Here is a 9797-nt window from a genome sequence, read left to right as displayed (position 1 = left end):
ATCGACGCTGTGCCGGCTGGAGAACCTACCCGGCGTGCGGGAGCTGGTCGCGATGGGACGGGCGATGGTCGATCTCTATTGCGCCTCGTTCCGGCAGGTGCCGAAGCGGATCGTACTCGACATTGACGACACCTTCGACGCTGTGCACGGAGGCCAACAGCTTCGCCTGTTCAATGCCCACCATGACGAGTACGGCTTCCAGCCAATCGTCGTGTTCGATGGTGCGGGACGGTTCGTCAGCGCGACCCTGCGACCGGCCAAGCGGCCGAGTGGGGCTGAGATCCGCCCCCACCTGCGCCGTCTGGTGCCGGCGATCCGGATCAACTGGCCGAACATTCGAATCCTGCTCCGCGGCGATAGCCATTATTGCAACCCGCAGGTCATCGACTGGTGCCGCGCCAACGACGTCGACTTCATCTTTGGCCTCGCGCCCACCACGAGCCTGCGCAAGCATGTCGCGGATCTGGAGGCCAGCACGACGGCGCGCTTCGAAGCGTCGGCCAAGACAGGCAGGGTCCGCAGGTTCAAGGAGTTCGTTGACGGCGCCGCTAGTTGGAGCCGCGTCGAGCGCATCATCGCGCGGGTCGAGGTCGGCGCCCAAGGTGGCGATATCCGCTTCGTCGTCACCAACCTTGCCGGTGGGAAGGCCAAGGCGCTCTACGAGGATGTCACGAGGATGTCTACTGCCGGCGCGGCGCGGCCGAGAACCACATCAAGTCGTGGAAGACGCATCTTGCCGCCGACCGCACATCCTGCACCAGAGCGACGGCCAACCAGTTCCGGCTATTCCTGCATGCCGCTGCTTACTGGTTGATGTGGGGCTTGCGGGCCGCGATGCCGAGGCGCTCGAGCTTTGCCGTCGCCCAATTCGACACGCTGCGATTGCGCCTCATCAAAATCGCTGCGCGGGTGGTCGAGATGAAATCGCAAATCCGCCTGCACGTGCCGACATCGTGCCCCGACCAGCGCATCCTGCGCATCGTCCTCGATCGCATGCCCCAACTCGCGACATAACGATGGGGGCAGACGCCCCGATACGAACCCGTCGACCGCAACCTGCAAACCCCCGCCTGCCATCACGACGGAGCAATCCCGGCGCCTGACGAGGCGCGTGGAAAAGCACCGCAACGGCGACCACAATGTCGCTTCAGGCCGTCAAAAGCTTAGTCGCCGTGCATCAAGGCGGCTAGGTAGGTGTGGCCCGGCTTCGTTGAATCCGCTGCGGGCCAGCTCTCTGATAGAAATCGGCGCCGTCGTCCCAGGCTTTCCATGGGCATCGTTTCCCGCGCGGAATGAAGGTCTCCTTCCCGAAGGCGGCAATTCCTAACTCGGTGCGATGCCCGATTTGCGGTCAGGCTGCATCCGCCTTTTCTTCCAGACCAAGTAATCGCTTCGGCCAGAGCGCCGGCGGTGAAGAATTGTCTTGCGCTATCCCTAGCAAATGCGCTCATGCTGCTATTCCTCCACGGGCACCTGCGCCGGGAGGGCACCTCTAAACGCGACCGATAGACCGAGGGGAGGGCTCAACCCAATGAGCAGGGTGGCGCCCGCAGATGCGACTCCAGCTTCGTCGGCGACATTTGCGCCGCTCGAGAATGCAACTTTCCGATCGATCTGGCTTGCTACGCAGGTGTCCAGCTTTGGCTGGCTAATTCAAACTGTCGCCATCAGTTGGCTGATGGCGACCATTTCGACTTCCGACGTGATGGTCGCCTTGGTGCAGGCTTCGACGACGTTGCCTACATTCGTCCTGTCGATCATCGCCGGAGCCCTGGCTGATAATTTCAGCCGCCGCAATCTGATGTTCGCTGGCTGGTCCGTGATAGCGCTGTCCTCGGCGATGCTGACGGTTCTTGCAGGCTTGGGAATTTTCAATCCATGGATGGTTCTTGCATTCAGCTGTTTGGCCGGAGCGGGCGCCGCTTTCACCGATCCCGCTTGGCACGCGTCGGTCGGCGACATCTTACGAAAACGCGAAGTTCCAGCCGCGGTTACGCTCATCTCGGTTGGATATAACGCTGTTCGAAGCGTCGGTCCGGCGATTGGTGGCATTGTCGTTGCCTCCTTTGGACCTTTGACAGCTTTCGCTGTGGCGACGCTGACCTATCTAGCGCTGCTGTGGACCATAGGGCGCCGCAAATGGGATGTTCGCTCGTCCCCCCTCCCGCGGGAGCCATTGACCACGGCCATCCATGACGGAGCGCGCTTCACCGCACTATCGGCGGAGATCAAGGCGGCAATCGCGCGTGGCGCGCTTTTTGGCCTGACCAGCGTCTCCATACTCGCGCTCCTGCCTGTCGTTGCTCGCGATCAATTAGGCGGAGGACCGATCGTTTATGGCATCCTGATGGCTGGCTTCGGGACCGGCGCCTTGTGCGTCGGCATCTGCAACAATGTTTTGAGACGGTCGCTCTCCCAGGAGCGACTGACAATACTGGCATGCATTGCTTGCGCGGCGTGTTGTTTATCTCTTGCTCTCACGTCTTCAGTGGCAGTGGCTGCTATTGCGCTGGCGCTCGGCGGCGCGGGATGGGTGGTCACCTGGACGGGGCTCGACGTAAGCGTTCAATTGGCAAGCCCAAGGTGGGTCGTTGGTCGCACGCTCTCGATCTATTATGCCCTTTCGTCGGGTGGTATCGCGGCCGGCAGTTGGCTGTGGGGTATGGTGGCTGAGAACTATTCGCTTGCCTCAGCCCTGGAGATTTCAGCTGCTGCGCTACTGATGGTCGCGGCCAGCGGGTTCCTGTTGCCGATCCGTCAATGGCAAGACTCTGATCAGGATCCTTTTGGCTTCGAGACACCGCAACTCGCTCTCGACCTGAAGCCGAGAAGCGGCCCGATCGTCATCAAGATCGAGTACTCAATACCGGAGGCAAACGTCGAAGCTTTCCTCGATCAGATGCAGGAACGACGGCGGGTGCAAAGCCGCGTCGGCGCCAGGCACTGGAACCTCCAGCGCGATCTTCAGGATTCCTCGCTTTGGACAGAAACCTTCCGCACGCCGACCTGGATGGACTATCTGCGCCTTAACCATCGCCTCACAGCGGCGGACAAGGAATTGGACCAACGTCTGCTCGAATTGAACATGGGTGGAAACCCACCTCTTACTAAACTTTCGATTGAGCGGCCGACCGGGGCAACCCGCAAGCGGGATCAACCGACGCGATTTTTCTTCCGCCGGTGATCGCAGGCTGTTGTTGATAGAGTTTCAAGGGTGAGGGTAGATGACCGGCTTGGTAAGATTTGAGAGGCCAGTTGTGATTCAGATTGGCCGCTATACAGAACGCACCGTGTTCGATGTTAATGATGCGGCCTCCATCCTGCTGCGGGATCTTGGTGGTCGTCAGACGGAGAAGCACAGGGCAGCTATGGACGCCTGTCTGAAGGTTATACGAGGTGAGCTTCATCCACCCGCCGCCCGCAGGGCTTTCGTCGCGGTCGCGCGCGAAGCAAAGATTCTACGCGGCGATTGACTGGAGTGCTCAAGCGGCACCGCCCGGCAACTGGCGGCTGATACAGAAGGCCTGAGGCATGACGTTGCCGCTCTTCTATCTGACACGAGCAGGGCGCAGCAGTTCCTACCCGTCGACTACATCGGGCAAGGTGTCTTCGACGACGCTCAAATTTCGGTCGAAAGCTTCTTTGTCGGATGCGTGGGCCCGGAGAGAGCGCACATTGTTCAGGATCGCCGCCACCGCCGCTTCTTTATCGGGTGCTATCCTTGTCGTGACCGCTTTAGCCGCCAACGCGGAAAAATCTATGGCGGTATAAGCTGGTACGACCGCAGCGTCGGTTGCTTTCGGCCGTTCTTTTACGATTGCGCGCCGGCCCCGCGGCAGAGCCATACGGTCAGCTTTTGCTGCAAATGTCGCGCCGCGCCGCAGGCGCGTCTGCACGAGGCCCGAGCGGTACGCAGGTGCTGTCGGCACAATCGTCGGGAGCGCATGAGATGGAACCGCCTCAGAAGCGTCCAATGCAGGGCTTTTCGTGCGCGAAGCGTCGGTAGAGGCGGGCAGGGGCATGAACGCGCGTTTGGCGAGCCGGCCGTCGGCGAAATAGAAATTGCGCGTGCCGAGAATTGGCAGTTCGCCGCGCGGCAATATGATGACCTTGTTCTTGTCGAGCGTGCGGATTTCATCCGGCCGCATAAGAGGCCGCCGCACTTGCTTGCGGTGCTCGGAGCGCGTGTAATAAGTGTCGAACAAGGTTGCCTTGGTTCGCGTCACGTCCTTTTGAACGTCCGACGTTTCGCCGAGCTGCTCGGAAATGTAGCGCAGATCGTCAGCGTCCTGCGCACCGAAAAAGATCTGCACGCGAGCCGCGTTGATAAGTGTCTTGCGCCCCTCCTGGCGATAGATCTCGTCTACAGCCTTCAGCGACTGTACGAAGAACCACATCGAAACACCGTTGCCGCCGAGCACGCTCGCCATTTCGGTCACGTTCTCGAGCTTGCCGAGGTTCTGGAACTCGTCGAGCAGCACAAGCACCGGATGCTCGTCGGCACGCGGCATAGTTTCCGACATGAAGTTCATCAACTGCGTAATCAGGACGTTGAACAACGGTCCAAGGGAGGTGATCTGCTCGCGCCGCACGTCGAGATAAAGAGAGATCCGGTCGCGCTTCAGCCTGCGAATATCGAACGTGCTGCGCGACGTAGCTCGCATCAGGCGCTCGTTGAGAAAAGGGGCCATGCCGGTGCGTACGCCGGCATATATCCCGGAAAACTGCCGCTCAGACATCTCAAAATATGGCAGCAGGGTTTGCAGCGTGAAATGCGAGCATTCGCGGCGGCGTTCCTCGCGCAGCGAGCCGATGAACTCCAGGAGCGGCTGCTCGGCACCGTTCATGATCTCGAGGATTGTGGCGAAGGTCTTCTTCTCGTTCGGGATCGCAGGCGATTCCATGACGAAGGACGCGATGCCGGTAAAAAGGAGGCGGGCGTCGTTAACCCAGTAGGGATCCGCGTTCGAAGGGGGGCGCGGAAACAGCGCTGCAGCGATGTTGCGAAGGTCGATGTCGCGCTGCGCCGAATCCAGCGAGATGAAGTCCATCGGATTGTAGCATGCGGTATTGCCGTCCGGATCAGCCGGCGCGAAACGCACCACGCGGCTCATGGTTGAACGGTAGCCGGCGGTGGCCGCATAGGTCTCGCCACGCAGGTCGAGAACCACGAACGAATGCGGCCAGGTCAGGGCGTTCGGGATAATGAGAGACGTGCCTTTGCCGGAGCGCGGCGGCCCTATCACAAAGCCGCCAACATCATCGCCATCAATCCACAATTTCTTGCCGCCAATCAGCTTGCGCTGGATCAAACGGATCTTGCCGGAGCGCTGATCGCGGCCGGGCGACAAAATTTCGGCCAGCCTGCCGCCGGCTCGACCGACGAACACGCCGCCAATTTTGGTCAAGCCGGTTTTCGATACGTCGCTCATAGTCATGAAGCGAGAGTCATTGCGCTTTCTGGGGCGCATGAGAAACAGGCCGACCAGTGGCAAGAGAAACGCTAAACCTCCCGTCGCAATGGCGTATTGCACCCGGTCAAAATTTCTCGCGGTCACGTCAGCCCAGGCCAAACGAACAACCGGCAAAGCATTGGCGTTCAGCTGGTCGAACAGGACGTGGGAGCCAGTCCTGTACCAATCAGTCGCGGCATAGGCGACCGTGAAGACCAGGGCGCCCAGGGCCATCGCCATGAGCACCATGAAAATTGCTGTTGCGATTTTCTGCATGGGTTGGCCCCGCTAGATCGTCTCCGCCTTGGTGAACTTGATCTCGCTGATGCCGCGCCGTCCGCCTTCGGTGCGGACCATCTGAACGACCACCGGAATGACCTCGCGCAGATAGTCGAGAATTTCGCTTCGTGAGAGGCCCGAGCTGCCCTGCATGACCATCAGCGCCAGCCGCTCGTAGGCGGACCGGGCGGAATTGGCATGAACGGTCGTGAGTGAACCCGGATGGCCGGTGTTGATGGCCTGGAGGAATGCGAAGGTTTCAGCGCCGCGCAACTCGCCCAATAGCAGACGGTCGGGCCGCATGCGAAGCGAGGCCTCGAGCAGCTGTTGGGCGGAGACTTTGGCAAGGCCCTGGTCGCCCTTCGAAGCTATCAAGGTGACGTTGTTGGGAGCCGGCAGCCTCAGTTCCCGGGTATCTTCGATCGTGATGATCCGTTCATGGGCCGGGATCTCCTTCAAGAGCGCATTCAAAAACGTCGTCTTGCCGGTCGATGTACCGCCTGAAACGACGATGGAGACACGGTTGCGCACGGCATATTGCAGGAAGTCCATCGGCGACGTGTCGTGCAACATCTCGACAAGTCGCTTTTCTTCGGTTGACAGCGCCAGTCCGCTGCCCATCGCCGTGTTCTCGAATGCGCCGAGATCGTTGTAGGCATCAAGGCTCATATCCATGATGACCTGCTTGCGGATCGAGATCGCCCCGCCTTCGGGAGCCGCCGGCGGCAAGATGCATTGGATGCGCTCACCCGAGGGAAGAGCGGCCGACAGGACCGGCTTTTCTTCGTTGATGACCTGATTTGTCGCCGAGGCGACGCCAGTCGAGATGTTGCGAATCCAGCCGGGCGTGACCTCTCGCTTGACGACGTGCTCCATTTCCTTCGCGCCGAGGCGTTCGATGAACAATTCACCCGGCCTGTTGATCGCAATCTCGGAGACCGCATCTTCATTCAAATAGGACCATATCGGTTCCAGATGAGCGCGCAGGACCGGGGCTCTCGCCCAAGGGTCGGGGAGGGGAAGCACGGCATTCATTTCACCGGGCTCCCATAGCCGGAATAGAAATGATCCTTCGGCGTACCGTAGAGAGGCGTCGGATCGATCGCCGCCTTCGGCCGCCCACCTGCCTTCAGGCGTGCAACTTCTTCCTGAACGGGATCAGCGTACAAATCCGAGAAATCGAGATCTCGCCGCACCAGCACGACAATCGATGTGCCCTGGTCGACGTAGACTGTCGGGCCAATGTTCTGCGTGTCGCGAAACGCCTCTTGCGCGAGTTGCTGCAAGGCGGTCGATGACTTATCGAAGGCGATGCTGCGGGCGTCGCGCTGCGAGCCATTGCCACCATAAGTTACGGTGGTGGTCTCGCCGGTTACGGGATCGATCGTCGACACCTGGCGCTGTTGTCCATCCTGGCTGCGATCTCCAAGCGAGGACAGATATTCAGAGACGCCGCCAACGACGGAAAGCATGATGGCGTTGCCGTAGCGTTCAAGCCAGTGCGTATCGACACGGCCGCCCATGCCACCGCGGCCGAGCGCATCGGCACCAGGCGACTTGATATCGATAGAAATACCGTCCGAGCGGATGGCCCTGCTCCAGACGATGAAAACACGCTTCTGACCGCGCGCAAGCCCCGAGCGGTATTCCCCGGTCAGCCGCGAGCCCTTCGGAATGAGGATCCGCCTGCCGTCGAGCGAGAAGACATCCTCGCGCACGACAGCGCGCACGGCACCGGGAAGGTCGGTGTTGATCGCGGTTTCCAAATAGCCGCGAATGATCGTTCCCTCTGGGATCAACGCATCGGTGCGGCGGAAGACCCTGGCTTTGACAATGCCGGAAGAACTTGCCTCAGACTGCGCCAGGAATGCCTTGTTGGGATCACTGTCGGCGCCGGGGACCGCAATGATCTGACCGTCCGGCGCGATTTCGACCTGTGCCGCCGGGGCGCCGGCATCCGTCGAGCCGGTTTGATCATTCGTCACCATCTGGTTCGACCGCAGGCGTGCCCATACCGCTTTTTCACGCTCGGCGGCCTCAGCCTTAAGGCGAGCCTCGTCCTCAGCCGCGGCCTTGCGGCGGGCTTCTTCCTCCTCGGCCTTGCGGCGAGCCTCCTCGGCCGCCATTTGCGCCTCCAGCGCCCGCCGCTGCGCGTCAAGGTCCGCGCCCTCCTGCACGGTCTGGTCGACATTATCGGCTTGTTGCGTGCCCTTTTGGCCGTCAGCTGGTGGCGGCACCACGATCTGGTCGATCGTGCCGTCGGCAGGTTGCGGCGGGTCGTTCAACGCCGGCGGGCGGAACTCTGGCGGATTGAAGTTTTCCTCGCCATCGCTGCGAAGATCGCGCGATACCGGCTCCCGGGGCCAGTTCAGCCATATCAGCGCGCCTACCAGCACTACGCCGAGGCCGACCAGGGCGATCCTGGTACCCACGCCCGCACCACGGCGCGCGACTGTCGGGCTGCCGTCCAGTTGGTTATAATCGATCTGGGTCATCACCGCCCTCCGCTGGATCCGAACAGGGTGGAACCGCCTGTCAGTTTCGTTGGACCGTAGATCTGCTCGACCGGGTCGATAGGGTTGGGTCGCGCCCGGTTGTAGAGGCAGAGCGTCTTGCCATCGGCCCGCAAGGTGAATTGCCGCGCGACCTTGTCGATGATTGTGTATTTGCCCTGCGTACGAACGTTGACCAGCGACTCATGCCGCTTGTCGTCGACAACGAAGATCGCCGGAATGTCGCCCTTGAACTCCAGAAACGCCTTGGTGCCGTCGTCGAATACGGTGCGCGGCTTCAGGCTGTCGTCGCCCTTGTAGGCGTAGTCGTAATTGAGATCGGCATAGTTCAGGTCCTTCAAATCCGGATCGGCGGCGCTCTCCTTGGCCTGTGAGAGCAGGCGCGCGTTGATATCCTCGTCCGGGTATTTGAACCGGACCTGGAAGGATGCCCGGTCACGGCTATTGTCAGTCGCCTGCAGCAGCAGGGAATAGACGCGCCGGTTGGTGACCACGTTGACGTTGGTCCACGCATCGGGCTCCAGCGGCTTGACGAACAGAAACCGCGATCCGCGTTTGGGGACGATCGACCAGCCTTTCGTGTCGCCAGCCGACACGGTTTCGATGACTTCGGTCGGACTGAGCTCGACCATCGTGGAAATGCCAAGAGCGGCGCGCACCGACGTCACGTCGTCGTTATTGAAGGTGACATATCGGATCCGGCCGTCGCGTGCCGCCGCGGCGTGGATCGTGCCGAGCAGCAGGGCGGCCGACAGTGCGAGGCCCGCGCGCCATTTCATTGCAGGCTCCCTGCGGCCGGCGCCGATTCCTGGTCGCGGCGATAATCCGTAACCTGAAATCCCAGCGGGTTGTCGAAGCGCCATTCGTTCTTCAGCGGCGTCGAGGTGTAGCGGAATTTTATCACCGCGACCCAATTGTCGGCGGTCGAAGAATTGTCCCGCCGCGTCGTCGTGGCGAAGCGCACCGATGCTGTGTTGCGGTTGAGCAGGGATACCGACTTGATCTCGACCGAGATCGTGGCATTGCGGCCATAGATCTTGTCCAGCGACTGAGGATTCGCAGGCGTGTACAGCCATGTCAAATCCTTGGACGCCGTGTCGGTGGAGTAGAGTTGCGCCAAGTCGTAATTCTGTTTCAGTTCACGCGAATCGTAGGTTTCGCGGGCCCTGATGTAGCGTACCAGATTGGCCGCCGTGACGGCTTCGTTCTGGGACAAATCTCCAGGCTTGAGCGCGCGCATGATCTCGAGGTAGCCCGTCGATTTGTCGACCTCCACAACATACGGTTCGAACTGCCGGAGCGGCAGGATCAGCACGAGCGCCAGCAGCGACAACACCGCCACCAGTCCAGAAACGCCACTGACGATCCATGCCAATGTACGCGATCGACGCATTGACCTGTGCGTGTCGTCTTCCCAGGTCGCGCCCGCCCTGTAATAGCGCTTGTCGACGAGTTCGCTGCTGCTGTCAGCAACCGTTTCCACTGGAATTGCCACTTTATTATTGCCTCGTTTGCCCGCCGCATCCTGATCCAGCACCGCGATCGTTCTGGT

Annotated in this window: 7 protein-coding genes and 1 pseudogene; 3 read left to right on the top strand and 5 right to left on the bottom strand. The window is 60.8% G+C overall.

Going from position 1 to position 9797, the window contains the following annotated elements; all coding sequences use genetic code 11:
* From NKJ08_RS30245 to NKJ08_RS30235, 3 genes and pseudogenes are all read left to right on the top strand, one after another.
* Positions 1 to 1014 (top strand): annotated as a pseudogene (locus tag NKJ08_RS30245) (IS1380 family transposase); the annotation flags it as partial.
* Positions 1015 to 1531: 517 nt separating this feature from the next.
* Positions 1532 to 3184, top strand: a complete 1653-nt coding sequence (locus NKJ08_RS30240) for an MFS transporter (RefSeq protein WP_352784772.1) — start codon at positions 1532 to 1534, stop codon at positions 3182 to 3184.
* 40 nt (positions 3185 to 3224) lie between these two features.
* A complete protein-coding gene (locus tag NKJ08_RS30235; RefSeq protein WP_352468908.1) occupies positions 3225 to 3473 on the top strand; it encodes a DUF982 domain-containing protein in 249 nt (82 codons plus the stop codon).
* A gap of 105 nt (positions 3474 to 3578) precedes the next feature.
* On the opposite strand, the gene NKJ08_RS30230 is transcribed toward NKJ08_RS30235, so the two are convergent.
* Genes NKJ08_RS30230 through NKJ08_RS30210 form a run of 5 tightly spaced genes read right to left on the bottom strand, consistent with a single transcriptional unit; the run spans position 3579 to position 9782 of the window.
* Positions 3579 to 5729, bottom strand: a complete 2151-nt coding sequence (locus NKJ08_RS30230; RefSeq protein ID WP_352784769.1) for a type IV secretory system conjugative DNA transfer family protein — start codon at positions 5727 to 5729, stop codon at positions 3579 to 3581.
* A gap of 12 nt (positions 5730 to 5741) precedes the next feature.
* Positions 5742 to 6767 (bottom strand): P-type DNA transfer ATPase VirB11, encoded by a 1026-nt coding sequence (gene virB11 / locus NKJ08_RS30225; protein WP_352707179.1) that lies wholly within the window; start codon positions 6765 to 6767, stop codon positions 5742 to 5744.
* Positions 6764 to 8227 (bottom strand): type IV secretion system protein VirB10, encoded by a 1464-nt coding sequence (virB10, locus tag NKJ08_RS30220; protein ID WP_352707181.1) that lies wholly within the window; start codon positions 8225 to 8227, stop codon positions 6764 to 6766. The genes virB11 and virB10 overlap by 4 nt, the downstream gene beginning before the upstream one ends.
* Entirely contained in the window at positions 8227 to 9024 is a 798-nt protein-coding gene (locus NKJ08_RS30215; protein WP_352784766.1) for a TrbG/VirB9 family P-type conjugative transfer protein, read from the bottom strand. The genes virB10 and NKJ08_RS30215 overlap by 1 nt, the downstream gene beginning before the upstream one ends.
* Positions 9021 to 9782, bottom strand: a complete 762-nt coding sequence (locus tag NKJ08_RS30210) for a VirB8 family type IV secretion system protein (protein ID WP_352707185.1) — start codon at positions 9780 to 9782, stop codon at positions 9021 to 9023. The genes NKJ08_RS30215 and NKJ08_RS30210 overlap by 4 nt, the downstream gene beginning before the upstream one ends.
* Positions 9783 to 9797 lie beyond the last annotated feature (15 nt).

This window comes from Mesorhizobium sp. M0244 (assembly GCF_040321795.1).
Lineage (GTDB): Bacteria > Pseudomonadota > Alphaproteobacteria > Rhizobiales > Rhizobiaceae > Mesorhizobium.
This window is presented reverse-complemented; position numbering and strand designations above follow the sequence as displayed.

Excerpts from the sequence above, each read along its gene's own strand:
- NKJ08_RS30240 (WP_352784772.1), top strand. The coding sequence starts at position 1,532 with ATGAGCAGGGTGGCGCCCGCAGATGCGACTCCAGCTTCGTCGGCGACA.
- NKJ08_RS30235 (WP_352468908.1), top strand. The coding sequence starts at position 3,225 with ATGACCGGCTTGGTAAGATTTGAGAGGCCAGTTGTGATTCAGATTGGC.
- NKJ08_RS30230 (WP_352784769.1), bottom strand. The coding sequence starts at position 5,729 with ATGCAGAAAATCGCAACAGCAATTTTCATGGTGCTCATGGCGATGGCC.
- virB11 (WP_352707179.1), bottom strand. The coding sequence starts at position 6,767 with ATGAATGCCGTGCTTCCCCTCCCCGACCCTTGGGCGAGAGCCCCGGTC.
- virB10 (WP_352707181.1), bottom strand. The coding sequence starts at position 8,227 with ATGACCCAGATCGATTATAACCAACTGGACGGCAGCCCGACAGTCGCG.
- NKJ08_RS30215 (WP_352784766.1), bottom strand. The coding sequence starts at position 9,024 with ATGAAATGGCGCGCGGGCCTCGCACTGTCGGCCGCCCTGCTGCTCGGC.